The sequence below is a fragment of the Blastococcus sp. SYSU D00813 genome (assembly GCF_054050735.1).
In genome coordinates, this window is record NZ_JBJGZX010000044.1 from 1 (window position 1) to 26,784 (window position 26,784).

Annotated in this window: 25 protein-coding genes and 1 pseudogene; 16 read left to right on the plus strand and 10 right to left on the minus strand. The window is 72.5% G+C overall.

Going from position 1 to position 26,784, the window contains the following annotated elements:
* Window positions 1-134: 134 nt before the first annotated feature.
* From ACI8AX_RS21005 to ACI8AX_RS21080, 16 genes are all read left to right on the plus strand, one after another.
* Entirely contained in the window at window positions 135-1,340 is a 1,206-nt protein-coding gene (locus ACI8AX_RS21005; RefSeq protein WP_456551806.1) for an ABC transporter substrate-binding protein, read from the plus strand.
* Window positions 1,341-1,405: 65 nt separating this feature from the next.
* Window positions 1,406-2,296: a branched-chain amino acid ABC transporter permease gene (locus tag ACI8AX_RS21010; protein ID WP_456551807.1), complete on the plus strand. Its 891-nt coding sequence runs from the start codon at window positions 1,406-1,408 to the stop codon at window positions 2,294-2,296.
* The gene (locus tag ACI8AX_RS21015) at window positions 2,293-3,249 is read left to right on the plus strand and encodes a branched-chain amino acid ABC transporter permease (protein ID WP_456551808.1); all 957 of its coding nucleotides are present in this window, start codon (window positions 2,293-2,295) and stop codon (window positions 3,247-3,249) included. The genes ACI8AX_RS21010 and ACI8AX_RS21015 overlap by 4 nt, the downstream gene beginning before the upstream one ends.
* Entirely contained in the window at window positions 3,246-4,043 is a 798-nt protein-coding gene (locus ACI8AX_RS21020) for an ABC transporter ATP-binding protein (RefSeq protein ID WP_456551809.1), read from the plus strand. The genes ACI8AX_RS21015 and ACI8AX_RS21020 overlap by 4 nt, the downstream gene beginning before the upstream one ends.
* Complete coding sequence (locus ACI8AX_RS21025; RefSeq protein ID WP_456551810.1) at window positions 4,027-4,743, plus strand: ABC transporter ATP-binding protein; 717 nt, start codon at window positions 4,027-4,029, stop codon at window positions 4,741-4,743. Before ACI8AX_RS21020 ends, ACI8AX_RS21025 begins: the two co-directional genes overlap by 17 nt.
* Before the next feature lie 132 nt (window positions 4,744-4,875).
* A complete protein-coding gene (locus ACI8AX_RS21030) occupies window positions 4,876-6,528 on the plus strand; it encodes an AMP-binding protein (RefSeq protein WP_456551811.1) in 1,653 nt (550 codons plus the stop codon).
* An 8-nt stretch (window positions 6,529-6,536) separates the two neighbouring features.
* Window positions 6,537-7,703, plus strand: coding sequence for an acyl-CoA dehydrogenase family protein (locus ACI8AX_RS21035; protein WP_456551812.1), 1,167 nt, complete (start codon window positions 6,537-6,539; stop codon window positions 7,701-7,703).
* A gap of 17 nt (window positions 7,704-7,720) precedes the next feature.
* Complete coding sequence (locus ACI8AX_RS21040) at window positions 7,721-8,671, plus strand: HpcH/HpaI aldolase/citrate lyase family protein (protein WP_456551813.1); 951 nt, start codon at window positions 7,721-7,723, stop codon at window positions 8,669-8,671.
* Between the two features lie 2 nt (window positions 8,672-8,673).
* Entirely contained in the window at window positions 8,674-9,171 is a 498-nt protein-coding gene (locus ACI8AX_RS21045) for a MaoC family dehydratase (protein ID WP_456551814.1), read from the plus strand.
* A complete protein-coding gene (locus ACI8AX_RS21050) occupies window positions 9,168-10,631 on the plus strand; it encodes an aldehyde dehydrogenase family protein (RefSeq protein ID WP_456551815.1) in 1,464 nt (487 codons plus the stop codon). Before ACI8AX_RS21045 ends, ACI8AX_RS21050 begins: the two co-directional genes overlap by 4 nt.
* A 44-nt stretch (window positions 10,632-10,675) precedes the next feature.
* Complete coding sequence (locus ACI8AX_RS21055) at window positions 10,676-11,905, plus strand: CaiB/BaiF CoA transferase family protein (RefSeq protein ID WP_456551816.1); 1,230 nt, start codon at window positions 10,676-10,678, stop codon at window positions 11,903-11,905.
* Complete coding sequence (locus ACI8AX_RS21060) at window positions 11,902-12,675, plus strand: SDR family NAD(P)-dependent oxidoreductase (RefSeq protein WP_456551817.1); 774 nt, start codon at window positions 11,902-11,904, stop codon at window positions 12,673-12,675. Before ACI8AX_RS21055 ends, ACI8AX_RS21060 begins: the two co-directional genes overlap by 4 nt.
* An 11-nt stretch (window positions 12,676-12,686) precedes the next feature.
* On the plus strand, window positions 12,687-13,511 hold the full coding sequence (locus ACI8AX_RS21065) for an amidohydrolase family protein (RefSeq protein ID WP_456551818.1): 825 nt from the start codon (window positions 12,687-12,689) through the stop codon (window positions 13,509-13,511).
* On the plus strand, window positions 13,508-14,275 hold the full coding sequence (locus ACI8AX_RS21070) for an enoyl-CoA hydratase/isomerase family protein (protein WP_456551819.1): 768 nt from the start codon (window positions 13,508-13,510) through the stop codon (window positions 14,273-14,275). The genes ACI8AX_RS21065 and ACI8AX_RS21070 overlap by 4 nt, the downstream gene beginning before the upstream one ends.
* The gene (locus ACI8AX_RS21075) at window positions 14,275-15,033 is read left to right on the plus strand and encodes an enoyl-CoA hydratase/isomerase family protein (RefSeq protein ID WP_456551820.1); all 759 of its coding nucleotides are present in this window, start codon (window positions 14,275-14,277) and stop codon (window positions 15,031-15,033) included. The genes ACI8AX_RS21070 and ACI8AX_RS21075 overlap by 1 nt, the downstream gene beginning before the upstream one ends.
* Window positions 15,030-15,887: a mycofactocin-coupled SDR family oxidoreductase gene (locus tag ACI8AX_RS21080; protein WP_456551821.1), complete on the plus strand. Its 858-nt coding sequence runs from the start codon at window positions 15,030-15,032 to the stop codon at window positions 15,885-15,887. The genes ACI8AX_RS21075 and ACI8AX_RS21080 overlap by 4 nt, the downstream gene beginning before the upstream one ends.
* A gap of 30 nt (window positions 15,888-15,917) precedes the next feature.
* Here ACI8AX_RS21080 and ACI8AX_RS21085 read toward each other — a convergent pair whose 3' ends face one another.
* From ACI8AX_RS21085 to ACI8AX_RS21130, 10 genes and pseudogenes are all read right to left on the minus strand, one after another.
* Window positions 15,918-16,382, minus strand: a complete 465-nt coding sequence (locus ACI8AX_RS21085; RefSeq protein WP_456551837.1) for a FadR/GntR family transcriptional regulator — start codon at window positions 16,380-16,382, stop codon at window positions 15,918-15,920.
* 63 nt (window positions 16,383-16,445) lie between these two features.
* A pseudogene (locus ACI8AX_RS21090) lies at window positions 16,446-16,928 on the minus strand (GntR family transcriptional regulator); the annotation flags it as partial.
* A gap of 179 nt (window positions 16,929-17,107) precedes the next feature.
* Window positions 17,108-17,335, minus strand: coding sequence for a hypothetical protein (locus ACI8AX_RS21095; protein ID WP_456551822.1), 228 nt, complete (start codon window positions 17,333-17,335; stop codon window positions 17,108-17,110).
* Window positions 17,336-17,499: 164 nt separating this feature from the next.
* Window positions 17,500-18,759 carry a M24 family metallopeptidase gene (locus ACI8AX_RS21100; protein ID WP_456551823.1) on the minus strand — a complete coding sequence of 420 codons (1,260 nt, stop codon included), beginning with the start codon at window positions 18,757-18,759 and terminating at the stop codon, window positions 17,500-17,502.
* 82 nt (window positions 18,760-18,841) lie between these two features.
* Window positions 18,842-19,675: a mycofactocin-coupled SDR family oxidoreductase gene (locus ACI8AX_RS21105; RefSeq protein ID WP_456551824.1), complete on the minus strand. Its 834-nt coding sequence runs from the start codon at window positions 19,673-19,675 to the stop codon at window positions 18,842-18,844.
* Between the two features lie 103 nt (window positions 19,676-19,778).
* Complete coding sequence (locus tag ACI8AX_RS21110) at window positions 19,779-20,531, minus strand: ABC transporter ATP-binding protein (protein ID WP_456551825.1); 753 nt, start codon at window positions 20,529-20,531, stop codon at window positions 19,779-19,781.
* On the minus strand, window positions 20,528-22,453 hold the full coding sequence (locus ACI8AX_RS21115) for an ABC transporter permease (RefSeq protein ID WP_456551826.1): 1,926 nt from the start codon (window positions 22,451-22,453) through the stop codon (window positions 20,528-20,530). The genes ACI8AX_RS21110 and ACI8AX_RS21115 overlap by 4 nt, the downstream gene beginning before the upstream one ends.
* The gene (locus tag ACI8AX_RS21120; protein WP_456551827.1) at window positions 22,453-23,235 is read right to left on the minus strand and encodes an ABC transporter ATP-binding protein; all 783 of its coding nucleotides are present in this window, start codon (window positions 23,233-23,235) and stop codon (window positions 22,453-22,455) included. The genes ACI8AX_RS21115 and ACI8AX_RS21120 overlap by 1 nt, the downstream gene beginning before the upstream one ends.
* A 13-nt stretch (window positions 23,236-23,248) precedes the next feature.
* Window positions 23,249-24,490, minus strand: coding sequence for an ABC transporter substrate-binding protein (locus ACI8AX_RS21125; RefSeq protein WP_456551828.1), 1,242 nt, complete (start codon window positions 24,488-24,490; stop codon window positions 23,249-23,251).
* 197 nt (window positions 24,491-24,687) lie between these two features.
* Window positions 24,688-26,499, minus strand: a complete 1,812-nt coding sequence (locus ACI8AX_RS21130) for a flavin-containing monooxygenase (RefSeq protein WP_456551829.1) — start codon at window positions 26,497-26,499, stop codon at window positions 24,688-24,690.
* Window positions 26,500-26,784 lie beyond the last annotated feature (285 nt).

Consider the following 26,784-nt stretch of genomic DNA (forward strand, 5'->3'; position numbering starts at 1 on the left):
CCGCCTCCCGGCGGGCCGGGGCCGTCGTGCGTCCGGGCCCGGGACACGAGTGCGCAACGACCCTTGCCAGGAACTGTGAGCACGGTTACGGTTCGCTCAACCCTGCACATGATTACCACCCTTCAGGAGCGACCATGATCAGCGGTTCCCGGTCCGGCCGGCGCCCGGCCCTCAGCGGCGGCGCCCTGCTGCTGGCCGTCGCCCTCGCGGCCTGCAGCTCGCCCGGCGACTCGTCGTCGTCCGGTGGCGGGGGCGGAGGCGGCGGTGGCGGCGGCGAGGGTCTGCCCGACACGGTCAAGCTCATGTCCATCACCGGCCTCACCGGTCCCGTGGCCTTCGCCGGGACCAACGCCCAGAAGGGCTACGACCTCGCGATCGAGCAGATCGAGGCCGACGGGCTGCTCGGGGACACCACCATCGAGATCGACTACCGCGACTCGGCGGCCAGCCCGCAGGAGGCGGCCAGCTTCGCCAGCCAGGCCATCGCCGACCAGTCCTACACGGCGATCCTCGGCCCGGCGGCCAGCGCCCAGTCGACCGCCGTCTCGCCCATCGTGGACCAGGCCGGCATCCCGACCGTCTACGTGCAGTCCGGCAGCGAGGGCGTCGTCATCGGCGACTACACGTTCCGCCTGACCCCGCCCGCGGCCTCCTACTTCGACATCGCCGGCGACTACGTCGAGCAGCAGGGTGTCACCACCGCCTCGGTGCTGTTCAACAGCGGCAACCCGACGCTCGTGCAGCTGGGCGAGGACGAGATCCCGACCCTCGCCGAGGAGCACGGCTTCGAGGTGGTCAGCACCGGCGGCGTCGAGGCCACCCAGCAGGACTTCACCACCCCGGCCTCGCAGATCGCCGGCGAGGACCCGGACGCGGCGTTCCTGATGGTCCAGGGCCCGCAGTACCCGGTCGCCATCGCGCAGCTGCGCCAGGCCGGCTACGACGGCGTGCTGGTCGGCATGAGCGCCGCCGGTGCCGGCAACCTGAACTCCGCCGGGCAGGACGCCGCGGGCTTCGTGTGGCCGACCAACTTCAGCGTCGACCAGGACATCGAGAGCTCGCAGGCCTTCGTCGAGGCGTACCGCGACAAGTACGGCGAGGACCCGAACAACTACGCCGCCGAGGCCTACGACGCCCTCTGGTTCATCGCCCGCGGGCTGGCCGAGGCCGACAGCGCCGACCGCGCCGCGCTGCAGGAGGGCATGGCCGCCGTCGCCGCCGAGGGCTTCACCGGCGCGCAGGGCGACATCACCTTCGAGGGCAACGACGCCCGCGTGCCCGGCGTCCTCGTCCAGTGGGACGGCAGCCGCGAGGTCCCGGTCCCCACGGACGGCGCCTGACCGACAGCGGAGCGCCGGTGCCGGCGGGCTGACCCGCCGGCACCGGCCACGCGGAAGGACGACACATGGCACAGGACGTGCTCAACGCGCTGACCCTCGGGTCGCTGTACCTGCTGTTCGCGCTGGGGATGAGCCTGGCGTGGGGGACCATCGGGATCCTCAACTTCGCCCACGGCTCGATCTTCATGTTCGCCGCGTTCACGGCCCACCTCGTGGTCCGTGAGGTGTCGTTGCCGATGCCGGTCATGCTGCTGATCGGCGTGCTGGGCGGTGCGGTGCTCTCGCTGCTGGTGCAGCTGCTGGTCTTCGAGCCGATCCAGCGCCGGGCCAAGGACCACCGGCAGGCCGAGCTGCAGATCCTCGTCGGGGGCATCGGGATCGCCATCGTCCCCCTCGCGATCGCCCAGAACAGGACCGGCAGCGTCCCGTTCGGCTACTCGAACGGCACCTTCCGGGTCGACACCTACGACTTGGGCTTCCTGCGGATCAGCAACGTCCAGATCGTGACGCTGGTGGCCGCCTTCGGGCTGGCCCTGCTCATCGGCTGGTGGCTCAAGGCGGCGCGGCCCGGGCTGGCGCTGCGCGGCATCGGCGTGGACGCCGAGGTCGCCTCGCTCATGGGCGTCGACCGCCGCCGCCTGGCCCTGCTGACCATGGCCGTCGCCGGCGCGCTGGCGGGCCTGGCCGGGGTCCTGCTCACCTACTACCTGGGCTCGATCGCCCCGGAGACCGGCGACGCGTTCCTGCTCAAGGCCTTCGCCGCGATCATCCTCGGCGGGGTCGGCAGCATCGCGGGCGTCGTCCTGGGCGCCGTCGTCCTCGCCGGGATCGAGACGCTGGTCCTGGTCACCACCTCGGGCACGTGGACGCCCGCGATCGCCTTCGGGGTGATCTTCCTGATGCTCCTCGTCCGGCCCAACGGCCTGCTCGGCCGCCAGGAGGTCCGTCGCACGTGAACCAGTGGTTCCTCTCCCACGAGATCCTCATCCAGGGCACCTTCATCAGCCTGCTGCTGGCGCTGTCCATCCAGGTGCCGCTGCGCGCGGGGGTCTTCTCCTTCGCCGGCGTCGGCAGCTACGCCATCGGCGCCTACACCGCCGCGATCCTCACCATCCGCGCCCAGGTGGCGCCGATCATCGCGATCGGCGCGGGCGTGCTGCTCGCCGCCGCGGTCGGCTACCTGCTGGCCCTGCTGGTCGCCCGCCTGTCCGGCCTGTACCTGGGCATGGCGACCATCTCCTTCGCCCTCTTCCTCGGTGTCCTGGCCACCAACGGCGGTGACCTCACCGGCGGCGCCACCGGCCTGTTCGGTGCGCTCAGCACGCTCACCACGACCCACGTCGTCGTCATCACCGTGGCGGTGCTGGTCGTCCTCGCGGCCACCGAGCGGGGGTCGTTCGGCCGGAAGGTGGACGCCGTCCGGGAGGACCCGCAGCTCGCGGTCTCGCTCGGCGTCGACGTCATCCGCGTGCGCCGCCGCGTCTTCGTCATCAGCGGCGCGCTCGGGGCGGCCGCGGGCGGCATGAACACGCTGCTGCGCACGACGGTCTCGCCCGAGACCGTCGGCTTCCACCTCGTGGTCACCGCGCTGACGATGATCATCGTCGGCGGCGCGCTGTCCTGGGCGGGCGCGGCGATCGGTGCGGTCATCTTCACCTGGCTGCCGACCGTGCTGCAGTCGCTCGGCGAGTGGCAGCTGCTGGTCTACGGCGTGATCGTCACGATCGCCGCCGTCTACGTGCCCAACGGCCTGCTCGGCCTCCTGCAGGAGGGGTGGCGGCGGCTGCGCCGCCGCGGCCGGCGGATCCCGGCCGAGGGCGCGGTGGCCTCCACCGACGCCGTGGCGCAGGCCGACCCCGAGGAGCAGCTCGCCGCCCTGGGCGGCCCGACCGCGGAGGCCCGGCAGTGACCACCACGGAGGACCAGGCCCGCCCGGCCACCGGGACGACGGTGCTGGAGACGATCGACGTCGCCGTGCACTACGGGGGCATCAAGGCCGTCGACGGCATCGACCTGACGCTCGAGAGCGGCCGGATCCTCGGCATCCTCGGGCCCAACGGCTCGGGCAAGAGCACCCTGCTCGGCGCGGTCACCCGGCTGGTGCCGCTGACCCGCGGCCGGGTGCTGCTCGACGGCGCCGACTACGGCCGGACGCCCCCGGCCCGGCTGGCCCACCGCGGCATCGCGCGGACCTTCCAGACGGTGCGGCTGCTGCCCGACCTCACGGTGCTGGAGAACATCCAGCTGGGCTCCGACCTCCGGCTGCCCCGCGCCGCGCGCTGGCGGGAGCTGCTGCGCCGGGCGGTGCCCGAGCCGGTCACCGAGGCGATCGAGCGGACCGGCGTCGGGGACGTGCTGGACCTGCGGCCCGGCGAGCTCTCCTACGGCACCGCCCGCCGGGTCGAGATCGCCCGCGCGCTGGCGACGCAGCCGCGGGTGCTCATGCTCGACGAGCCCACCGCCGGGATGAACCAGCCGGAGCGGATCGAGGTGGCGGGGCTGCTGCGCCGGCTCCGCGACGAGGGGCTCACCCAGCTCCTGGTCGAGCACGACGTCCAGATGATGGTCGACACCTGCGACCGGCTGCTGGCGATGAACCAGGGGCGGCACGTCGCCGAGGGGGCTCCCGGCGACGTGGTGCGCGACCCGACCGTGCAGGAGGCCTACCTGGGGAAGAGGTGGAACCGTGCTGCAGATCGATGACCTGCACGTCCGCTACGCGACCGCGGAGGCGGTCCGGGGGGTGTCGGTCTCGGCCACGCCTGGCCGGATCACGCTGGTGCTCGGGGCCAACGGCGCCGGCAAGTCCAGCACTCTGCGCGCGGCGGCCGGCCTGGTGAAGCCGCACTCGGGCCGGGTGACGCTGGACGGCCGCGACGTCACCGGCCTGGCCCCGCACAAGATCGTGCGGCACGGCATGGTGCTCGTCCCGGAGGGGCGGCGGGTGTTCGCGCCGCTGACGGTGGAGGAGAACCTCGTCCTCGGCGGCTACACGGCGGCGAAGGCCGAGGCGGCGGAGGTGCTCGGCCGGGTCTACGAGATGTTCCCGATCCTGGGGCAGCGCTGCGCCGGCGCCGCCGGGCTGCTCTCCGGCGGCGAGCAGCAGATGCTGGCCTTCGGCCGGGCGCTGATGTCCTCCCCCCGGGTGATCATGCTCGACGAGCCGTCGATGGGCCTGGCCCCCACGATGGTCGAGTCGGTGCTCGGTGCGGTGCGGGACATGGCCGACGCGGGCATCGCCGTCCTGCTGGTGGAGCAGAACGCCGAGATGGGCCTGGAGATCGCCGACGAGGTGGTCGCCATGGCCCGCGGCGAGGTCGTGTTCAGCGGGCCGGCGGAGCAGGCGCGGTCCAACGCGTCGGTGCTGCGGGCCTTCCTGGGCGAGGCCGCGCTCGTCGACTGACCCGGTGCGCGTACGGGGCGGTCGGCCGGCTCGGCCGGCCGCCCCGTCGTGGTCCCGGCCCGGTACTGGCGCGGGCAACCCTAATCATGATTAGCTATTGACCACACGGACGACGACGTCGGCAGGGGAGAGATGCGGACCTACACCGACCTGGTGCCGACCTTCGCGGACCAGGATGACTGGACCCTCGCGACGGTGCTGCGCTCACACGCGGAGCGGCGGCCGGACGCGGTGTTCCTGGACCTGCCCGAGGAGGGGCTGACCTTCACCTACGCCGAGTCGCTGGCGCAGGCGGAGTCGGTCGCCGACCGGCTGGCCGAGGCCGGCGCCGCCGCCGGGGACCGCGTGCTGGTGATGGCGGCCAACTCCTCGCAGTTCCTGCGCACGTGGCTGGGCACCGGGGTCGGCGGCACCATCGAGGTGCCGATCAACACCGCCTACGAGGGCGTGTTCCTCGAGCACCAGATGACCGTCGCCGCTCCCCGCTGGGCCGTGATCGACGACGTGCACGCCGCCAAGTTCCTGGCCGTGGCCGACTCCGCGCGGGTGATCGAGAAGTTCTGGGTCGTCGACTCGGGCGGCCGGGACGCCGCGATCGAGCTGCTGCGCGACGCCGGCTGGCAGGCCGCGCCGTGGGAGGAGCTCGCGCAGGGCGCCCGCCCGGGAGCGGAGTTCCCCACCCCGCCGCCGCACGCGCAGGCGTCGATCTTCTTCACCTCCGGCACGACCGGCCCCTCCAAGGGCGTGGCGATGCCGCACGCGCAGATGTACTTCTTCGGCCAGGAGGTCGTCTGCCTGCAGCGGCTGACCGCCGACGACGTCTACTTCACCTGCACGCCGCTGTTCCACGGCAACGCCCAGTTCATGGCGGCCTACCCGGCGCTCATCGCCGGCGCCCGGCTGGTCTGCCGGCCGAAGTTCAGCGCCAGCCGCTGGGTGGAGCACCTGCGGGTCTCCGGCGTCACGGCGACCAACCTCATCGGCGTGATGATGGACTTCATCTGGAAGCAGCCGGCGAGGGCCGACGACGCCGACAACGTGCTGCGCACCGTGTTCGCGGCGCCGACCGCGAGCTCCATCGTCGAGGAGTTCAAGGCGCGGTTCGGCATCGAGGCCTTCACCGAGGTCTTCGGGCTGACCGAGACCAGCGCGCCGATCCTGTCGCCCTACGGCGAGGACCGCCCCGCCGGCGCCGCCGGGCTGCAGGCCGCCGACTGGTTCGACGTCCGGCTGGTCGACCCCGAGACCGACCGCGAGGTGCCGGTCGGCGAGGTGGGGGAGCTCGTCGTCCGCCCGAAGCAGCCGTGGACCTGCTCGATGGGCTACTTCGGCATGCCGGAGAAGACCGCCGAGGCCTGGCGCAACCTGTGGTTCCACACCGGCGACGCCCTGCGCAAGGACGCCGACGGATGGTTCTACTTCGTCGACCGCTACAAGGACGCGCTGCGCCGCCGCGGGGAGAACATCAGCTCCTACGAGGTCGAGCAGGGGCTGCTGTCGCACCCGGCCGTCCTCGAGGTCGCCGTCATCGCCGTCCCGGCCGACTCCGAGGCCGGCGAGGACGAGGTGATGGCCTACGTCGTGGCGTCCGCGCCGGTCGAGGCCGCCGAGCTCTGGGACTGGTGCGAGGGCCGCATCCCCGCCTTCGCCACGCCGCGCTTCATCCGGCTGGTCGACGCGCTGCCCAAGACGCCCTCGGAGAAGGTGCAGAAGGCGCAGCTGCGCGAGCAGGGCATCACGCCCGACACCGTCGACCGGCTGGCGACCGCCGCCGCCGCCCGCTGAGGAGCGTCGTGGACTACACCGAGGACCCGGTCCACCGGGACATCCGCGAGGCCGTCCGGGCCATGTGCGCGGACTTCCCCGACCAGTACTGGATGGAGCACGACGCCTCGCACGAGTTCCCCTGGGAGTTCTACGAGGCGGTGCAGAAGGCCGGCTGGCTCGGCCTGACCATCCCCGAGGAGTACGGCGGCGGCGGGCTGGGGGTCACCGAGGCCGCGATCGTCGAGCAGGAGATCGCCGCCTCGGGCGCGGGCATGAACGGCTGCAGCGCCGTGCACATCGGCATCTTCGGCTTCCACCCGGTCATCGAGCACGGCTCGGAGGACCTGAAGCGGCGCTTCCTGCCCGAGGCGGCCAGCGGCGACCTGCACGTCTCCTTCGCCGTCACCGAGCCCGACGCCGGCACCGACACCACCAACATCTCCACCTTCGCCCGGAAGGTCGACGGCGGCTACCTGGTCTCGGGCAAGAAGGTGTGGATCACCAAGGCGCAGGAGGCGCAGCGGATGCTGCTGCTGTGCCGCACCGAGCCGCGCGAGGCCGGCGCCCGGCGGACGGCGGGCATGACGCTGATGTTCGCGCCCATCGACCGCGACCGGGTGCAGATCCGGCCGATCCCGAAGATGGGCCGCAACGCCGTCGACACCAACGAGCTGTTCATCGACGACCTGTTCGTCGCCGACGAGGACGTCGTCGGCGAGCCCGGACAGGGCTTCCGGACCATCCTCGGCGGGCTCAACGCCGAGCGCGTGATCAGCGCCAACGCCGCGCTGGGCATAGGCAAGGCGGCGCTGCGCCGCGGCACCGAGTACGCCAAGCAGCGCGAGGTGTTCGGCCGGCCGATCGGGCAGAACCAGGGCATCGCCTTCCAGCTCGCCGAGGCGCAGATCCGCCTGGACGCCGCCGAGCAGGTCGTGCAGAAGGCGGCCTGGATGGTCGACCGCGGGCTGCCCTGCGGCCGGGAGGCCAACGCCGCCAAGTGGCTGTGCGCCGAGGCCGGCTTCTACGCCGCGGACGTCGCCCTGCAGGTGCACGGCGGCTTCGGCTTCGGCAAGGAGTTCCACGTCGAGCGGTACTTCCGCGAGGCGCGGCTCATGCGGATCGCCCCGATCAGCCAGGAGATGGTCCTCAACTACACCGCCGAGCACGTGCTCGGCCTGCCGCGCAGCTACTGATCGCAGGGAGTGCGCCGATGGTCCCGTACCGCTCCATCCTCTTCGTCCCCGGGCACAAGCCCCAGTGGATCGACAAGGCGCTGGCCGCCGGCGCCGACTGCGTGGTCCTCGACCTCGAGGACTCCGTGCCCGCCGAGCTCAAGCTCGGGGCGCGGCAGACGGTCGCCGAGTCCATCGCCGCCTTGCGCGCGAAGGACCGCCGGGTCGGGCTGTTCGTCCGGGTCAACCCGCTGGACACCCGGCTGACCGGCGGCGACCTGGAGGCCGTCGTCGTCCCCGGGCTCACCGGGGTGTTCGCGCCGAAGATCAGCACGGCCACCGACGTGCTGCGCTACGACGCGCTGCTCGACCACTTCGAGGAGCGCAACGGCGTCTCGGGGCTGGAGTACATCGTCCCCGTGGAGATGATCGGCGCGATCCAGAACGCCCGGGAGATCGCCCTCGCCTCCCCGCGGGTGGGCGCGATGATCGGCCCGACGGCCGAGCACGCCGACATCGCCCGCGCGGTCGGGTACCGGTGGACGCCGGAGGGCGAGGAGACGCTCTACCTGCGCAGCCGCATCCTGCTGGCCTGCCGGGAGGCGGGCATCCACCCGCTCACCGGGCTGTGGGAGCGGCTCGACGACCTGGCCGGCCTCAAGGCCTTCGCCGAGAAGGGCCGCCAGCTCGGCTTCCGCGGGATGATCGCGATCCACCCCTCGCACGTGGCCACGGTGAACGAGGCGTTCTCGCCCACCGCCGAGGAGATCGAGTTCCACGAGGGCCTGGTCCGCGCCTACCGCGAGGCGGCGGCCGCCGGGCACGGCGCCGTCCGCTACCGCGGCGTGCACATCGACAAGGCGCACGCCGACACCGCGCAGGAGTGGCTGGCGCACGCGCGGGCCACCCCCGGCGCGGACCCCGCGACGACGGTCGACGCCATGCGCTTCGAGTCGTCGGGCATCGACGCACCGGAAGGGGGCCGCTGACCATGCGGGGCCTGTACTTCGAGGAGTTCGAGGTGGGGCGGGTCTACCGGCACCCGTTCACCCGGACCGTCACCGAGTCCGACAACGTGCTGTTCACGTCGCTGACGATGAACACCCAGCCGCTGCACCTGGACCACGAGTTCGCCAAGGGCACGATCCACGGGCGGCCGCTGTTCAACAGCCTCTTCACCCTGGCCCTGGTCGGCGGCTTCCACGTGCTGGAGCTGACGTTCGGCACCACACTGGGCAACCTGGGCTACGACTCGGTGAAGTTCCCGAACCCGGTCTTCCACGGGGACACGCTCCGTGGGGAGACGACCATCCTGGACAAGCGGGAGAGCAGGAGCCGCACCGACAGCGGGATCGTCTGGTTCGAGCACCGCGGCTACAACCAGCACGACCAGCTGGTCATGGTCTGCACCCGCGTCGGCCTGATGGCCAGGTCGCCGGAGCACGGCGGCACCAACCCAGTGATCACCGGCGAGGAGGCACGAGCATGAGTGACGAGCTGCGCACCTGGGTCCCCACGACGCGGGACCTGCTGATCGACGGCCGGCTGGTGCCCGGCGAGGGCCCGGTCATCGAGGGGCTCAACCCGGCCACGGAGCAGGTGCACGCCACCGTGGCCACCGCCAGCATCGAGCAGGTCGACCAGGCCGTCGCCGCCGCCCGGCGGGCCTTCCCGGCCTGGGCCGCCGCCTCCCCGCAGGAGCGCAGCGCCGCCATCCACCGGCTGGCCGACACCTTCGAGAAGCACACCGAGCGGCTGACCGCCTCCATCGTCAACGAGGTCGGCACCCCGGCCGCGTTCGCCGAGATCATGCAGGTCAAGCTCGGCATCACCCACCTGCGCTGGCAGGCCGAGGCGGCGCTGGTCGACCGGACCGTGCAGCTGGGGGAGTGGCACGACCCGGTGCTCAGCTACTCCGAGGTCGCCTACCGGCCGGCCGGCGTGGTGGCCTGCATCACCGGCTACAACTACCCGATCAACCTCGCCGTCTTCAAGTTCGGCGCCGCGCTGGCGGCCGGCTGCACGACCGTGCTGCTGCCCTCCCCGCGCACCCCGCTGACCACGCTGTGGATGGGGGAGCTGTTCGAGGAGGCCGGGATCCCGGCCGGCGTCATCAACGTCGTCATCGGCGACGGGCCGTCGGTGGGCCAGCACCTGACCACCCACCCGTGGGTCGACCGGGTCTCCTTCACCGGCTCCGACGCCGTGGGCGCGGCGATCATGGAGCAGGCCGCCCGCGGGCTGAAGGGCGTCACCCTGGAGCTCGGCGGCAAGTCGCCGAACATCCTGCTGCCGGGCATCGACGCCGCCGGGCTGGCCAAGGACATCCACCTGCGGTGGGCGCGCAACGGCGGGCAGGGCTGCGCCGCCCTGGCCCGCATGCTGGTGCACGAGAGCCTGGTCGACGAGTTCCTCGGCGCCTCCAAGGAGGCGTTCACCGCGCTCAAGGTCGGCGACCCGTGGGACAAGACGGTCAACATCGGGCCGATGATCCGCGAGGACCACCGCCAGCGCGTGCAGTCGTTCATCGACAACGGCCTGGCCGACGGCGGGCACATCGCCCTGTCGCTCGACACCCCGGTGCCCGACAAGGGCTACTTCATCAACCCCGTCGTCTTCACCGGCCTGTCCCACGACAACCGCCTGGTGCAGAACGAGGTGTTCGGCCCGGTCGGCGTCGTCGTCCCCTTCTCCACCGAGGAGGAGGCGATCCGGCTGGCCAACGACACCGCCTACGGGCTGGCCGCCAACATCTACACGCCGGACGTCGAGCACGGCCGGGCCCTCGCCGCCCAGCTGCGCTCGGGCACCGTCTGGGTCAACGGCGGCGGCAACATGCGCCCCGACGCGCCGTTCGGCGGCTTCGGTCTGTCCGGAGTCGGCCGGGAGATCGGCGAGTGGGGCATCCGCGAGTACCTCGAGCCGCAGCACGTGCAGTGGCGGCCATGACGTCCGCGGGCAGTACGGACCACCAGAGCACCCGAGGGGGAGCCATGACCGGCAGCACAGAGGGGGCCCCGCCGCTGGCGGGGGTCACGGTCCTGGAGCTGGGCACGATGTACGCGGCGCCGACCGCCGGCCGGATGCTGCGCGACTTCGGCGCCCGGGTGGTCAAGGTCGAGGACCCGCGGTCGGGCGACTTCGCCCGCCAGTGGACGCCGCAGCACGAGGGCATGTCCATCGGCTTCGCCCGGCTCAACTCCGGCAAGGAGTCCATCGGCATCGACCTGCGCCGCCCCGAGGGCCGCGACCTCGTCCGCCGGCTGGCCGCGCGGGTCGACGTCGTCGTCGAGTCCTTCCGCCCCGGCCGGCTCGAGGACTGGGGACTGGGCTACGACGTGCTGTCGGCGGAGAACCCCGGGCTGGTGCTCACCCGCGTCTCCGGCTTCGGGCAGACCGGGCCCTACCGGGAGCGGCCGGGCTTCGGCACCGTGGCCGAGACCGCCAGCGGCTACGCGTTCGTCAACGGCTGGCCGGACTCGCCGCCGACCTCGCCGCCGTTCGGCTTCGCCGACTCGATCGCCGGCCTGTCGGCGGCCTTCGGGACGACGACGGCGCTGTTCAACCGCACCCGCACCGGCCGCGGCGACGTCGTCGACGTGGCGCTGTACGAGCCGCTGATGTTCATCCTCGGCGACCTCGTCCTGAACTACACCGCCAGCGGGTTCGTCCAGCAGCGGGTGGGCAACGGCTCGGGCTCGGCGTCCCCGCGGGGCATCTACCAGGCCGGCGACGGGCAGTGGCTGTCCATCGCCGCCTCCAACCAGACGATCGCCATGCGGCTGTTCGACGCGATGGGCCGCCCGGACCTCAAGACCGACGAGCGCTACGCCACCAACGTCGCGCGCATGGCCAACAACGACGCGCTCCAGGAGATCGTCAAGGCCTGGGTCGCCGAGCGGCCGCGCGACGTGGTGCTCGCCGACCTGGACGCCCACGAGGTCGTGGCCGCGCCGGTCAACGACGCCAAGGACATCACCGAGGACCCGCACTTCCTCGAGCGCACCCTCGTGCCGCTGACCAACACGGTGCTGGGCAACGTCCTGGTCCCCGGCCCGGTGCTGCACATGGGCAGCTACGACGGCCCGCTGTACGACGGGGTGCCGACCATCGGGGAGCACACCGAGGCCGGCCTGACCGGGCTGCTCGGGATGCGCCGCGAGGAGCTCGACGCCCTCGGCGCCGCCGACGTCGTCGGCCCGATGCCGGTCCGGGCGGCGTGAGCACGCCGGCGTCCCGGCCGGGTCCTGCCGTCGACCTCTCCGGCAAGGTCGCCCTCGTCACCGGCGGCAGCCGGGGGCTGGGCCGGGAGATGGTGCTCGGCCTGGCCGCGGCCGGCGCGGACGTCGTGATCGCCAGCCGGGACCTCGGCAGCTGCGAGAAGACCGCGGCCGAGGTCCGGGAGCAGACCGGCCGGCGGGCGCTGCCGGTCGCCGCGCACGTCGGCCGCTGGGACGCCCTCGACGAGCTGGTCGAGGCCGCCTACGGGGAGTTCGGCCGGGTCGACGTCCTGGTCAACAACGCCGGGATGTCGCCGGTCTACGACACCGTCGCCGACGTCAGCGAGACGCTGTTCGACAAGGTGCTCGGGGTCAACCTCAAGGGCCCGTTCCGGCTCGCCGCCCTGGTCGGCACCCGGATGGCGGCCGGCGAGGGCGGCTCGATCGTCAACATCAGCAGCACCGGCGCGGTGCGGCCGCGGGCCGACATCGTGCCCTACGCCGCGGCCAAGGCCGGGCTCAACGCCGTGACCGTCGGCCTGGCGCACGCCTTCGGCCCGTCCGTGCGGGTCAACGCGATCATGTGCGGCACCTTCTTCACCGACGTCAGCGCGGCCTGGGACATGGAGGCCTTCGCGAAGCGCTCCGCCACGTTCGCGATGAAGCGCGGCGGCGAGCCGCACGAGGTCGTCGGCGCCGCCCTGTACCTGGCCAGCGACTGGTCGTCCTTCACCACCGGGGCGGTGCTCACCGTCGACGGTGGGCAGCCCTGATCGGAGCTCCCGTGATCATCGACGTGCACTGCCACGCCTGGCCCGACGCGATCGCCGAGCGCGCGCTGGGCCCCCGCGTCCCCCAGCTCCCGCGGGTGGGCGACGGCAAGATCTCCAACCTGCCCGGCGTGCTCGCCGCCTCCGGGGTGGACCGCGGCGTGCTGCTGGGCATCGCCGACACCGCCAAGTACGTCGACGGGACCAACCGGTTCGTCGGCCGCAGCCGCGGCGGGTCGCTGTACGGCTTCGGCACGATCCACCCCGACCTGTCGGTCGACGACAACATCGCCAGCCTCCGGCGCAACGACATCCGCGGCGTCAAGCTCCACTCGCTGTTCCAGGGCTTCGCCTACGACGACCGCCGCGTGTGGGACGTGCTCGAGGCCCTGGCCGCCGACGGGATCGCCGTCATCGCGCACGTCGGCGCCGGCGGCGACCGGGAGAGCAACGAGCGCGCGACCCCGGGGATGATCCGCGACATCGTCCGGCAGTTCCCCGACCTGAAGATGATCGCCTGCCACTTCGGCGGTTACCACAAGCTCGAGGAGGCCGAGGCCGACCTGCTCGGCGAGAACGTGCACCTCGAGACGTCGTGGCCGCCCTCGCTGGCCACCCTCGCGCCGGAGAAGGTGCGCGAGATCGTCTCGAAGCACGGCGGCGACCGGATCGTGTTCGGTTCCGACTGGCCGATGGCCGACCCGGCCAAGGAGATCGCCGCGATCAAGGGGCTCGGCCTGTCCGACGAGGTGACCGAGGGGATCCTCGGCGGCAACTTCGCCCGGCTGATGGGCATCGACCCCGCCGCGCCCGCGCCCGGCCCGGTGGCGGCGGCATGAGCGACGTCCTGGTCGACCAGCGCGGCGACGCCACCTGGATCACCCTCAACCGGCCCGACCGGCGCAACGCCTACGACCCGCCGATGGCCGAGGCGGTCGTGGAGGCGCTGGAGGGGAGCACCAGCAGCCGCGCCGTCGTCATCACCGGCGTGCCGGGCAGCTTCTGCGCCGGCGGCGCCCTGACCAACCTGGCCGAGCCGGACGTCACGAGCATGCGCGGGCTCTACCGCGGCTCGCTGCGACTGTTCGACGCGATCCGCACCCACCCGCGGCCGGTCATCGCCGCGGTCAACGGTCCCGCGGCCGGCGGGGGCAACGAGCTGGTCATCGCCTGCGACCTGGCCATCGCCGCCGAGTCGGCCACCTTCGGCCAGACCGGCCCCCGGGTGGGCAGCGCGCCGGTCACCGGAGCCACCAACGTGCTGGGCGTCCAGATCGGCGAGAAGCGGGCCAAGGAGATGGCGTTCCTGTGCCGCCGCTACTCCGCCGCTCAGGCGCTGGAGCTCGGGCTGGTCAACAGCGTCGTGCCCGACGACGAGCTGGTCGCCGCGGTCGACGCGATGGTGGAGGAGATCTCGAAGCTCTCCCCGCGCTACCTGGAGATCGCCAAGGTGAGCTCCAACGTGTGGTGGAACGCCGCGCGCGACTCGTTCACGACCGGCCTCGGCATGCTCGTGCAGGCCATCGGCAGCGCGGACATGACCGAGGGCGCGCGGGCCTTCCTCGAGAAGCGCCGCCCGGAGTTCCCCGCCCCCGACGCCTGATGGCCCGGCTGCTGCGCAGCGAGCCCGCCCCCGGTGTGGCCCTGCTGACCATCGCCCGGCCGGAGAAGCTCAACGCGATGGACGAGGAGTTCTTCGCCGAGCTCACCGCCACCATGCAGTCGCTGGGGCACGACGACGGCGTCCGCGCGGCGGTGCTGACGGCGGAGGGGCGGGCGTTCTCCGCCGGCGGCGACGTGGCCACCTTCCTCGACCTGGACGGCGACGTCGCCCGCGTGCGCCCGCACCTGCGCCGGGTGCTCGACGCCTTCACCTCCGTGGAGCGCTGCGCGGTCCCCGTGGTCGGCGCGGTCAACGGCATCGCGTTCGGCGGCGGCACCGAGCTCGCGCTGGCCTGCGACGTCGTCCTGGCCGCGGAGTCGGCCCGCTTCGCGTTCAAGGAGCCGACGATGGGGCTGATGCCGACCTACGGCATCGTGCGCGGGCCGGACGTGGTGGGCCGGCCGTGGACCCGGTACCTGGCACTGAGCGGACGCGAGATCACCGCCGCGCAGGCCGAGCGCGCCGGGCTGGTGCAGGAGGTGCACCCGGACGGCGCGCTGCTCGACGCCGCGGTGGCGCTGGCCGCCGACATGGCGGCTCGCCCCGCGCTCGCCGTCCAGGTGGCCAAGGCGTTCGTCAACCGCGACGCCGTCGGCGGCACCGCCGAGTCGCTGGAGGCCACCGCGCTGCTGTTCGCGACACCCGAGCACCGGGCGGCCGCCCGTGCGTTCGCCGCAGGGAGAGGGGCCACCCGGTGACCCGGTTGCAGGGGAAGGTCGTGCTGGTCACCGGCGCGGCGCGCGGCCAGGGCCGGGCGCACGCGGTCGCGTTCGCCCGCGAGGGTGCCGACGTCGTCGCCGTGGACCTGGACGGGGACGTCGACACCGTGCCGTACGCGACCGCCCGCGCCGCGGACCTCGCCGAGACCGCGGCGCAGGTGGAGGCACTGGACCGGCGGGTGGTCGCCCGCACGGCGGACGTCCGCGACGGTGCGGCGCTCGCAGCCGCGGTGGCCGACGGGCTGGCGGAACTGGGCCGGATCGACGTCCTCGTCGCCAACGCCGGCGTCTTCTCCCAGGCGCCGTTCTGGGAGCTGACCGAGCAGCAGTTCCGCGAGGTGCTCGACGTCAACCTGCTCGGGGTCTGGCGGTCGATGAGCGCGGTGGCGCCGCACATGGTCGAGCGGGGGAGCGGGTCGATGGTGCTCGTCTCCTCGGTCAACGGCCTGCGCGGCAACCCGGGTGCGGCGCACTACGCGGCGAGCAAGCACGGCGTGCTCGGGCTGATGAAGAGCGCCGCCCTCGAGCTGGGGCCGCACGGTGTCCGGGTCAACGCGGTCTGCCCCGGCCTGGTCGACACGCCGATGACCAACTGGCCCGGGCTCTACGACAAGATGGCCGGCCGCCCGGGCGGCACGCGGGCGGACTTCGAGTCCTCGGCGCTGCACTACGGGATCCTCGGCGGGCAGGGGGCGCTCGGCCCGGAGGCGATCGCCGACGCCGCGGTGTGGCTGGCCTCCGACGGGGCGTACGGCGTGACCGGCCAGGCGTTCCCGGTCGACGCCGGCCACCTGGCGATGCCCGGCTTCAACCCGTCCCCGGTCCGCCCCTGAGCCGGACGCGGATGTCGCCGCGTCGCGGGCTCACCGCCAGACGATCGGCTGCTCGAGGACCGTCGGCCGGTGGTCGAGGTGCGCCCGCAACCGCCGCAGGAGGTGCGCGAGGTGCGCCTCGGCCTGCTCCGGCCGCCCGGCCAGGACCGCCGCGAGGAGGCCCTGGAGATCGCACATCCAGGCCGCTCGCTGGTCGACCGGGAGCAGGAACCGACCGATCCGGTCGACGATCAACTGCGCCAGGGCGTCGACCAGCAGCTCCACGAGGGAGTTGCCCGCTGCGCGCAGGACAGCGTGGTGCAGTTGCCGTGCCACCTCGAGGAACGCGGTGTCCTCCTCGAGGGGCACGTCGGCCAACTGCGGCGCGAGTGCTGCGAGCTGCGCGCTCCCGCGTCGCTGTGCCGCCAGCCGGACGACCGTGGGCTCGAGGGCCATCCAGCAGTCCACCACCTCGGCGAGGGTGACGCGCCGCATCTGCAGGAACAGGCTCGTCATGCGTGCGAAGCCGTGGTGGCCGGGACTGAGCACCGTCGGACCACCCCGCGGACCTCGGCGCTGTGAGATCACCTCCAGGACCTCGAGCACCTGCAGGGCCTCCCGGAGCGACGCTCTCCCCACGCCGTACCTCTTGATCAGGTCCGCCTCGTGCGGGACGTCCGTCCAGCGCTGCAGATCGCCCCTGCTGATGTCGTGGACGAGTTCGTGGACGACCATGTCCGGGACCTTCGCCGTTGTCCTGCCCCGCGTCGGGACGGAGGCCCCCGAGGACGTGGCCGTGGGTGTGGAAGGGGGCGGTGGCGTCGGACCACCGCCGCGAGAGGCCCCGCGTTCGCCGTCGCGGTGTGGGATGAAGGCCAAGGTGGCTCCCGGGTGTCGTGGACCGCGGCAGATGTCGGGATGCGGCGCTCCGCTCGCCCGGGTCCGGCTCCGCAGCCGCCGGCACAGGCCACCGGCCGACCAGGCACGGTGACCAGGTGGTCCGGGAGCGGTGCCGGAAAGGGGTCGCCTTCCGCCGGCGGCGGTGCTCGCGGGGGACGTCATCGCCGGAAGTACCGCCGGGCTGAGGGCCTACCCCGGCAGGACCGGTCCTGCCGGCCGGGGTCCTGGAGGACCTCCAGCTCCTCGGTCACCGTGTGCCGGGCCCCCCGATGCGAGGACGCGGGGAGCGCGGACGTGCCGGTCGGGGTGCACCGTGCACCGGGACCACCGTGGGTGTGCGGTCAGGCCCCGACGTCCACCGTCACGACGTGCACGTCGTCGTCGGACACCACACGGCTGCGGTGGCCGGGACCGGTGACGTCCTCGAAGCGGACGACGTCCCCAGGCCCGAAGAGCCGGCGCGAGCCGTCACTGGTCGTGATCTCGAACCGCCCGGTGAGGAAGAGCATCCACGTGGGGGCGGGCGCGTTGTGGAAGTCGTTGGCGAAGCCGGCGGGGAAGCGGTACACCGCGCCCGGCCCTGTACCGAGACCGCCCGCGAACATCACCGCCGTGCCCGACAACCCCGGCACGGGCGGGAGCTGGAGGGTCCCGTCGGCGAAGGTCGATTCTCTGTCCGATGGCCCCTGGACGACGTGCACCGTGAGAGCGGTGGTGACCGCTCCGGGCGCGGTCACCGGGGCCCCAGCAGCTCGAGCGGGATCGAGTAGGTGTTCTCCGGCCCGTCGGCACCGACGATGTACACGTTCTCCATGTGGCACGGCCCGAGCTCGCCGCCGAAGTAGAGGCAGTCCAGGCTCAGCACCATGTTCTCCTCGATCTCGAAGCCGGCGGCCCCGGCCCGCCCCTGGGCCGGGTAGGGGAAGGGGAACTCGAGCGTCTGGTGGCCGATCCCGTGGGCCAGTACCAGCAGCTTGTCGGGGACCGGGATGCCCTCGGCCACCAGGTGCTCGTGCGCCATCCGCGGCAGGTCGCCGGTGTGCCTGCCTGGCCGCAGCTCCGCGACCATCTGCTCGAAGGCGGTGCGCAGCGTGTCGTGCAGGTGCTGGTACTCGTCGGTGGGTCGGCCGATGACCGCCGTCCGGTTGATGTCGATCCAGACGTCCTCGCAGATGCCCTGGGTCTCGAGGATGACGACCTGCCCCGCGTCCAGGGGCCGGTCGCTGCGGGTCCGGAACAGCTCGGGGAGGAAGGCGCCCTGGAAGGTGCCGCCGAACATCATGGCGCCCTCGTCCACCGGAGTGGCGTCCATGCGGATCATCGTCTGGGCGACGGCGTACTGGACGTCGTCCCAACGGACGCCCGGGCGCAGGGCGTCGGCCGCGGCCATGAGCGAGGCGTCCGCCACCTTCCCGACACGGCGGAACGCCGCCAGCTCCGGCTCCGTCTTGACGATCCGCGATCGGATCAGCGTCTCGAGCGCATCCACGCCCTCGAACGCGACGCCGCCCGCCGCCAGGCGCTGCATGACCCGGAGGTCGTCGAAGCCGATCCGGTGCCCGGTCAGGCGGTGGTCGGCCAAGGTCGCCCGGATGGACGCCAGGACGTCGGGCTCGCAGGCACCGCGCACGCGGTCGCCGTACAACCGGACCGACTCCTTGCCGATGCTGCTGGCTGCCGCCGCCGGATCGTCCGACCGCATGACCTCGCAGAAGTTGATCATGTCGAAGACCCGGATCTCGCCGGCCCGGTCCGGTCGCCCCGCCTCCTCCTGGAGCATGAGCAGCGCCAGGTTCGCCTCGGGGATGGCCAGGACGACCGGCGCGGCCGGATCGGCCGGCACGATCGCCGCGCACAGCGGCTCCTGGAGCTGCCACTTCTCGAGGATGGAGGTGTAGCCGGCCGCGTAGAGCACGTTGTGCGGGGTGGTGAGGACCACGGCGTCGAGGCCCTGGTCGGCCATGAGCGCTCGAAGTCGCGCGATTCTCTGCATGGATCTCTCCTCTCGGGGGTGGTGGACGGCGACCGCTCACGGGTCTCGGCTGGTGGAGCGGGCCCGCGGAGGGCCCGATGACCTACTTGGCCGCGGCTCCCGCATCTACGTTGAGCACCGAGCCGGTCACGTACCGGGCCTCGTCGGAGGCGAAGTACACGACCGCGTTGCTGATGTCGCGGGCGTCGAGGAACGGGACGGGCAGCGCGTTGAGCGAGGCGAAGGCATCCACGACGTCGGCCTGCTGCGGGTGCTCGACGTCCGGGGCGAACAGCTTGTAGGTCGCCTCGTTCTGGATCATCGGGGTGTCCACGGAGTTCGGGCTGATGCAGTTGGCCCGGATGAACTCGTGCGCGAACTCGTTGGCGAACACCCGCGTCAGGCCGATGACCGCATGCTTGGTGGCCGCGTAGTGGGCGGTGTTCGGCACGCCCTTGTGGCCGGCCAGGGAGCTGATGAGGACGATGGAGCCGCCCTTCCCACCCTGCCGGATCGACGGGAGGGCGGCCTTCACCGTCTTCCAGACGCCGGTGAGGTTGACGTCGATGACGTCCTGCCACTGCTGCTCGTCGATCTCCAGCGTGCTGCCGAGGGAGAAGATGCCGGCGTTGGCGACGACGGTGTCGAGGTGGCCGAGCTCGGCGACCCCGGCCTCCACCGCGGCCGTGAGCTGCGCGGTGTCGCGGACGTCGGCCTGGCGGACGACGCAGCGGCGGTCGAGCGCCTCGACCATCCGTGCGGTCTCCTCCAGGTCCTTGGTCGTCGGGAAGTCGTAGGCGGTGATGGAGTCGATGGGAGCGCAGAGGTCGACGCCGATGATGTCGGCGCCCTCCTCGGCCATGCGCAGGGCGTGCGAGCGTCCCTGGCCGCGGGCTGCACCGGTGACGAACGCGACCTTGCCGTCCAGGCGGGCCATGTGAGTGCCTTCTCTCTCTCGGGGGTGGGTCGACGGGGTGCGACGGGGATCGGGGGAGTGGCGGGGATGGGGGGAGTGGCGGGGATCGGGGGAGCGGCGACGCTCAGGCGGCGTCGCCCAGATAGGCGGCACGGACGACCGGGTCCGACATCACCGTCTGCGGCGGACCCAGCGCGATCCGCCGGCCCCGCTCCAGCACGAGCAGGGTGGTGACGGTGTCCATCAGCAGCGGCACGTCGTGCTCGACGATCAGCACCGCGGCGCCGGTCTCGGCCGCCCGGCCGGTGATCAGGACCGCGCGCTCCCGGGCCTCGGCGCGGGAGAGGCCGGCGAAGGGCTCGTCCAGCAGCACCACGCGCGGCTCGCCGGCGAACACCTTGGCCAGCTCGACCAGCTTGACGGTGCCCAGTGGCATGTCGGTCACCGACAGGTCGGCCACGTCGCCCAGACCGAAGGCCGCGAGCAGGCGGTCGACCTCCTCGTGCCGCCGCCGTACGGCCGCCCGCCGGGGGAAGGCGGAGCGGACCCGTTCGAGGGCCTCCAGGGTGCCGAGGACGTTCTCCCGGGCGGACAACCCGGGAGCGAGGCCGACGGTCTGGAAGCTGCGGGAGAGCCCGGCGTGGGACCGGCGGTGCGGCGCCCACGACGTGACGTCCCGGTCGCCGAGCCGAACCGTGCCGCTGCGCGGGCTGCACACGCCGGTGATGACGTCGATCATGGTGGTCTTGCCGGCACCGTTGGGTCCGATGACCCCGAGGACCTCGCCGGGGTGCAGTGGGAAGCCGAGCCCGTCGACCGCGGTGAGGCCGCCGAACCTGACCACGACGTCCCTGACCTCGAGCACCGGGGCGGTCATCGGGCCGCCTCCGCGCTCGCCGGCACCAGGTCCTCCGCCACCGGCTCGCCGGGCGGCGTCGGCGGGGAGCTCGACGGCGTCCTCGTGCGGCGCCACCCGCTGGGGATCATCCCGGCGTAGCCGGCGGGGTACATCACCGCCACCTGCATGGTCATCAGACCGAAGAGGATCAGCGAGACGTTGCCCGGGTTGTCGATCAGCGACGAGAGGATCGGGCTCGAGGCGGACACCAGGAACCCGGCGATGATGGGTCCGAACGACCGGGTGACCCCGCCGACCACGGCCAGCGCGAGGATCGTCAGGGAGGCCAGCGGCGTGAACGACTGCGCCGACACCAGGTCCTGCGCCCCGGCGAAGAGCACCCCGGCCAGACCGGCGAGCGCGGCGCTGAGCACGAAGACCCGGACCTTCCACCCCCGGACGCCGAGACCGGCGACCTCGGCGACGTCGTCCCCTGCGGTGAGGATGGCCAAGGCCCGCCCCCACGGACCCTGCAGGCCCTTGGCCACCAGCCACATCGCGGCGAGCAGCACCACGACGACGAGGGCGAGGTAGGCGTGGTCGTCCTGGAAACTGACGGCCCCGGCCTCCGGCCGGCCGACCCGGACGCCGGCGGGCCCGATGATCTCCTCGTTCTCGAACACGAGCTGCATGACGGCGTACGCGAAGGCGAGCGTGAGCAGGGTGAGGAAGAGGCCCTGCAGCCGGAAGGCGCACACGGCGACCACCAGCCCGGCCAGGGCGGCCACGACGACGCCGCCCAGGGCGGCGAGGAACCAGGAGACGCCGGACTCGAGCAGCTTGCCCGCGGTGACCGCGCCCAGCCCCATGAACGTCACCTGGCAGAGGCTGATCTGCGCCGACGCCCCGGTGAGCAGGTTGATCGACAGCGCGACCATGGCGTAGACCACGCCACCGATCGCGATGTACACCCAGTAGCTCCCCATGGCGACCGCGACGAGGGCCAGCACCACGACGGTCACCATCGCGGGCACCGGGGACTCGTTGCCCCGCTCGCGGGCGACCCGCTGGAGTCCACCACCGACGACCCGCAGGCCCCGGCGGGCAGAGGGCTGTGCGAGCAGCGCCACGACCAGCAGCACGAAGGGCAGGATGTCGCGCGCGCTGCCCGACAGGAACTCGAAGACGTCGGGGTTCCGATCGGCCCACGTCTGGGCGAAGGAGAGCAGGAGTGCGCCGGCCATGGCGAGCGGCATGCTGCGCAGGCGTCCGAACACGGCGACCGCGAACGCGTAGACCACCAGGGCGCTGAGGATGGTCACGTCGAGGTTCAGGAGGGGAGCGAGCAGGATGCCCGAGAGCGAGGCCAGGGCCGTTCCCAGGCCCCACGCGATGGCGTTCACCCGGCCGTACGGAATCCCGGTGACCGCGGCGAGCTCGGGGTTGTCGACCACCGCCTGCATCCGCAGGCCGAGCCGGCTGTTGACCATCAGCAGGCGCAGGGCCACGCCGATCGCCACGGTCATGACGATGACGCCGATCTCGTTGACCGTGACGGAGGTGCCGAAGAGGTCGACCGTTCCCGAGCCGAAGACCGACGGGACGGAGCGGACCTCGCTCGTCCGCCAGACCACCTGGATGAGACCGCCGAGCCCGATGCCGAGGCCGAGCGTCACGATGATCGCGGTGAGCATGTCGCGGGTCCGGCGGAACAGGGTCAGCTGGATGGCCGCGCCCATGAGGGGCGAGAGGACGCAGACGATGAGGGCCGCGCTGAGCGGGGCGCTCAGCTCCCAGGCGACGGTCATCTGCCAGTAGAGGAAGGCGGCCAGCGATGCCTGGTAGCCGAACGCCAGGTTGAAGACCCCGGTCACCCGGAAGGTGACGATCAGCCCGAACGCCGCGAGCGCGTAGATCATCGCGACGGCGACGGCCGAGACGACGAAGAGCAGGTCGAACATCAGGACGCACGCTCCCTGGCGGCCGGTGCGGCCGACGGCTCGTCGGCTTCGGAGAAGAAGAGGTCGCCGAGCTCCTCGGGAGACAGGCCGCGCAGCGCCTCGGCGGACCCGAAGCGGGTCAGCTCGCCGCGGACGAGGACCCCTGCGGTGTCGGCGACGGCGAGAGCGGCGTGGGCGAACTGCTCGACCATCAGGATGGTCAGGCCGTCGTCGCGCAGCCGGCGCAGCGTCGCGAACAGCTCCTCGACGATGCGGGGCGCCAGGCCCAGGGACGGCTCGTCCAGGAGGAGCAGCGCCGGCCGCGAGGCCAGGCACCGTGCCAGGGAGAGCATCTGCTGCTCTCCGCCGGACAGGTAGCCGGCGGGCTGCTTGCGGCGCTCGCCGAGCACCGGGAACAGCGCGAAGGCGGTGTCCATCGCCTGCACGTCGTCCGCCCGGCGGGGGGAGCCCAGCAGCAGGTTCTGCTGGACGGTGAGGCTGGGGAAGACCCCACGCCCCTCGGGCAGGTAGGCCAGGCCGGCGCGGGCCCGGCGGTGGGCCGCCAGCCCGCCGATGTCCCGCCCGCAGATCGCGATCCGGCCCGCGTCGGCCGGCACCAGGCCGGCGACGGCGTTCATGATGCTGGACTTGCCGGCACCGTTCAGTCCCAGCAGCACGGCGATCGTGCCGGGGGCCAGTCGCAGGTCGACGTCGTGGACCGCGGTCAGCTTGTCGTAGCGCACCCGCAGCTGCTCGACGAGCAGGACGGGGGCGCCCGCCGTGGACCCGCGGAACGGGTCCACGGCGGTGCGTCCGTCACTTGTAGGCATTGAAGTCGCCCGGGTTGATGATCTCCGAGCAGTTGAAGCCGTCGCCCGAGAACTCGGACCGCTCGAACGCGGAGCCGTTCCAGACGATGTAGAGGACGCACCGGGCGGGGCCGAGCTCACCGCGCTCGTACTCCAGCGGGCCGAGCAGGCCGTTCGCGTCGTACCCCGAGGGGAGGTCGTACATGTGCTCCATGAGGGCGGCGCTGTCCGGGCCGGCCGCCCGGACGGCGTCGGCGAACACGACGCCGGCCGCCCAGCCGGAGACTGCGAAGGGGTCGTCCGCGTACTCCGCCGGGATGTTCGCGGCGAAGTTGGCCAGTTCCTCGCTCTCGTCGCTGGCGAGCGCGGAGAACGAGGGCCCGAACAGCCGCCCGGCGACCGCGGCCGCGAGTTCCGCGTCCAGCGAGGCCATGAGGGAGCCGGAGACGCCGCCTCCGCCGTAGTAGTTGCCCTCGAAGCCGAGTTGCTCGGCGGCTTGGATGAAGCGCGCCATGTCACTGGCGCCGATGTTGACGATGAGGTTCTCGGCGCCGGCGTCGATGGCCGGCTGGATGATGGGCCGGTAGTCGGCCTGGGTCAGCGAGGCGTACGCCGGCGGGGCCACCGGCTCCTCCTGGTCCTGCGCCTCCCAGGCGGCGAGGTGGCACTCGATGTCCTGGATGCCGATCGGGATGTCGTAGCCGAAGAAGGCCACGTTCTGCGCCTCGTCGGCGATGGCCATGTCGGCGAGCCAGGGGGCGCACCGCTCCTCTCCCTGCGAGGACACGATGACGAACAGGTTCTCGTGCTGGCCGAACCACTCCTCGCCGTTCCCCCAACCGGCGATGGCGGGGATGCCTTGTTCCTCGAGGTAGGGGGCGCCGCCGGCGGCCGAGCCCTGCGTCGCGTCACCGACGGTGGCGATGATGCCGTTCTCCTCGACGAGCCTGCGCACCGCCGCGGCGTTCTTCGCGGGGTCGGCCTCGTCGTCCTCGAGGAAGAGTTCCACCTGCTTGCCGTCGATGCCGCCCTGCTGGTTCAACCAGTCGATGTAGGCGACCAGGCCGGCGCGGTAGCCGTCGAAGGTGCCGCCCATGCCGGTGATGGCGCTGACGTTCCCGATGGGGATGGTGTCGCCGTCAGCGGTGTTGCCGCTGCCGTTCGTCGTCGAGCCCTCAGCGCTGTTGCATGCCGTGAGGGCGAGCGCGAGACAGGCGAGCCCGCCGACGATGGACCGGGTCCTGGACATGGAGCAACTCCTCGTGGTTGCTGGGTGACTGGAGTCAGGGAATGTGGCCGTGTGCGGCCATCCGGGGACCGAGCGGTCCCGGTGCGGTCGTGGAGCCGGGTGTGTGGGCGCGAGTCCGGGGCGCGCTCTCTCGCGGTGTGCGGGTGCTACGGGGGGCGGGGCGAGTGGCGGGCGGTCGCCGCCCCGCCCCCCCGGCGTCAGGAGGTGGGCGCCGGGACCATCGCGGCGGCCGGGCGGGATCCGATGACGCCGGCCTCGATGGCGGTGATCTGCAGGGCGAGGAACTGGCCGTAGAAGCGGGCCATCTGCAGGTTGCCGCCCATGAACCACAGCCCCGGGTGGCCGGATCGGCGCCAGACCCCGCGGAGTTCCCCCTCGTCGTCGAGGCCCCACACCGGTCCGCACCGGTCGGCGACCTCGTCGCCGAAGAGGCGGCGTGCCGTCGCGAGCATGCCGTGGTAGCCGGTCGCGAGGACCACGACGTCGGCCTCGAGGGTGCTGCCGTCCGTGAGCACGACCCCTGAGGGGGTGAAGCGCTCGACGGCGATGCCCGAGCGGATCGCGATCTCACCATCGGCGATGAGCTCCGAGCACCCGACGTTGACGTAGTAGCCGCCGCCCTTCTGCAGGAAGAGCCCGAGGGCGCCGGTGTCGTCGATGCCGGAGTTGAGCGCGAAGCCGGCCTTCTCGAGCCGGTCGAGCAGCGGCTTGTCCATCGCCGTCATCTGCGCCGTCACCGCCCGCTGCAGGGGCGGGAGGGCGTTGAAGGGGAAGGACGCGCTCAGCAGGTCCGCCACCTCGGTCGGGGGACCGCTGCCGTCGTACATCCCGGCCATCGCGATACCCGAGGTCTCGACGTCGACGACGTAGGTGCTCGAGCGCTGGACCATCGTGACCTCGGCGCCGTGCTCGTGGAGGTCCTGGGCGATGTCATGGCCGCTGTTGCAGGTGCCGACGACGACCGCCTTCTTCCCCGCGTACTCCGCGCCCCCGCGGAAGGTGCTCGAGTGGCAGAGGACGCCTGCGAACTCCTCGGCGTGCGGCAGCTCCGGGATGTTGGGCTCCGTGCCGCTCACGCCGGTGGCGAGGACCACGTGGCGGGGCCGGACCTGCCGCTCGGTGCCGTCGGCCCGCCGGATGGTCAACGTCCAGGTACCCAGCACCTCGTCGTACTCGCTGGCCACCATCTCGCTGCCGGTCCACACGTTGAGCTCCATCGCCGAGGCGTAGAACTCCAGCCAGTCCGCGAGCTTGTCCTTGGGGGCGAAGACGGGCCAGTTGGGAGGGAACGGCAGGTACGGCATGTGGTCGTACCAGACGGGGTCGTGCAGGACGAGCGAGGCGTACCGGTTCCGCCAGCTGTCGCCGACCCTCGGGTTGCGGTCGACGACGAGGGTGTCCACACCCAGCCGGCCGAGGCGCGCCGCGACCCCCAGGCCTCCGTGCCCGGCGCCGATCACGACGACCGAGGGCTCGCCGTCCAGGAACTCCTGCTGCCGCTGCCGGGCCTGCGCCCAGTTCATCGGAGCTCGTTCGGAGCCCTGGGGCCCCCCGTGCGGACGGCGCGCATCCACGAGTTCCTCGTGTCCCTTGAGCTCTCGGGTGGCGGTCAGCACCGTCCACGCGCGCCAGTCGTCGGTCGACCCGGCCGCGCGGGTCAGGCGAGCCACTCCTTCGCCCCGTGCGACGTCGGTCTCGAAGACGAAGCGGAACTGGAGGAAGGCGGCGTCCCCCTCGCCGACGACGTCGGCGGAGGAACCGGGCGCGAGGGCGAAGCCGGTCGGTCCGGCATCCTGCGCCGACCGGCCCTGGGTGGCGATCGCGTCCGGGCCGTGGGCCGTGCGCAGGTCCCAGGTGAAGGCGAGCAGATCCCGCCACCAGCCGTCGGTCCGGAACAGCTGCGCCGCCCCCTCGCCGGCAGCAAGGGCACGCTCGAACCGGGTGAGCCAGTCGTTCGCGATCGCCTCGGTGGACACCTCAGCGGTGGTGGGGTTGGTGGAGGAGGACACAGGTACCTCTTTCCTGACGGGGGCCGGGCGTGGCTCCTCGTGGTCGCGGCGTGCTCGAGGGCCGGGATCCGGTCGGCTCGGTCGGTCGTGTGCGGATGCCTGCCGCTCGTTGCTCCGGAGCCTCCGGGTGCCGCGCTCGGCACACCCGGAGGGATTGCTACAGCGAGTGACGATCCGCTGTGAGGCAGGACACTAGCCATACCCTTAATACCCTTACAAGGGTTCTTGGTGACTCTTTTCGCCGGAACCCATTTGGGCCGTGAAAGGCCTGCTCAAGCGGCAGCA

Excerpts from the sequence above, each read along its gene's own strand:
- ACI8AX_RS21005 (WP_456551806.1), top strand. The coding sequence starts at position 135 with ATGATCAGCGGTTCCCGGTCCGGCCGGCGCCCGGCCCTCAGCGGCGGC.
- ACI8AX_RS21010 (WP_456551807.1), top strand. The coding sequence starts at position 1,406 with ATGGCACAGGACGTGCTCAACGCGCTGACCCTCGGGTCGCTGTACCTG.
- ACI8AX_RS21030 (WP_456551811.1), top strand. The coding sequence starts at position 4,876 with ATGCGGACCTACACCGACCTGGTGCCGACCTTCGCGGACCAGGATGAC.
- ACI8AX_RS21040 (WP_456551813.1), top strand. The coding sequence starts at position 7,721 with ATGGTCCCGTACCGCTCCATCCTCTTCGTCCCCGGGCACAAGCCCCAG.
- ACI8AX_RS21045 (WP_456551814.1), top strand. The coding sequence starts at position 8,674 with ATGCGGGGCCTGTACTTCGAGGAGTTCGAGGTGGGGCGGGTCTACCGG.
- ACI8AX_RS21050 (WP_456551815.1), top strand. The coding sequence starts at position 9,168 with ATGAGTGACGAGCTGCGCACCTGGGTCCCCACGACGCGGGACCTGCTG.
- ACI8AX_RS21055 (WP_456551816.1), top strand. The coding sequence starts at position 10,676 with ATGACCGGCAGCACAGAGGGGGCCCCGCCGCTGGCGGGGGTCACGGTC.
- ACI8AX_RS21070 (WP_456551819.1), top strand. The coding sequence starts at position 13,508 with ATGAGCGACGTCCTGGTCGACCAGCGCGGCGACGCCACCTGGATCACC.
- ACI8AX_RS21075 (WP_456551820.1), top strand. The coding sequence starts at position 14,275 with ATGGCCCGGCTGCTGCGCAGCGAGCCCGCCCCCGGTGTGGCCCTGCTG.
- ACI8AX_RS21085 (WP_456551837.1), bottom strand. The coding sequence starts at position 16,382 with ATGACGAGCCTGTTCCTGCAGATGCGGCGCGTCACCCTCGCCGAGGTG.
- ACI8AX_RS21100 (WP_456551823.1), bottom strand. The coding sequence starts at position 18,759 with ATGCAGAGAATCGCGCGACTTCGAGCGCTCATGGCCGACCAGGGCCTC.
- ACI8AX_RS21105 (WP_456551824.1), bottom strand. The coding sequence starts at position 19,675 with ATGGCCCGCCTGGACGGCAAGGTCGCGTTCGTCACCGGTGCAGCCCGC.
- ACI8AX_RS21110 (WP_456551825.1), bottom strand. The coding sequence starts at position 20,531 with ATGACCGCCCCGGTGCTCGAGGTCAGGGACGTCGTGGTCAGGTTCGGC.
- ACI8AX_RS21115 (WP_456551826.1), bottom strand. The coding sequence starts at position 22,453 with ATGTTCGACCTGCTCTTCGTCGTCTCGGCCGTCGCCGTCGCGATGATC.
- ACI8AX_RS21125 (WP_456551828.1), bottom strand. The coding sequence starts at position 24,490 with ATGTCCAGGACCCGGTCCATCGTCGGCGGGCTCGCCTGTCTCGCGCTC.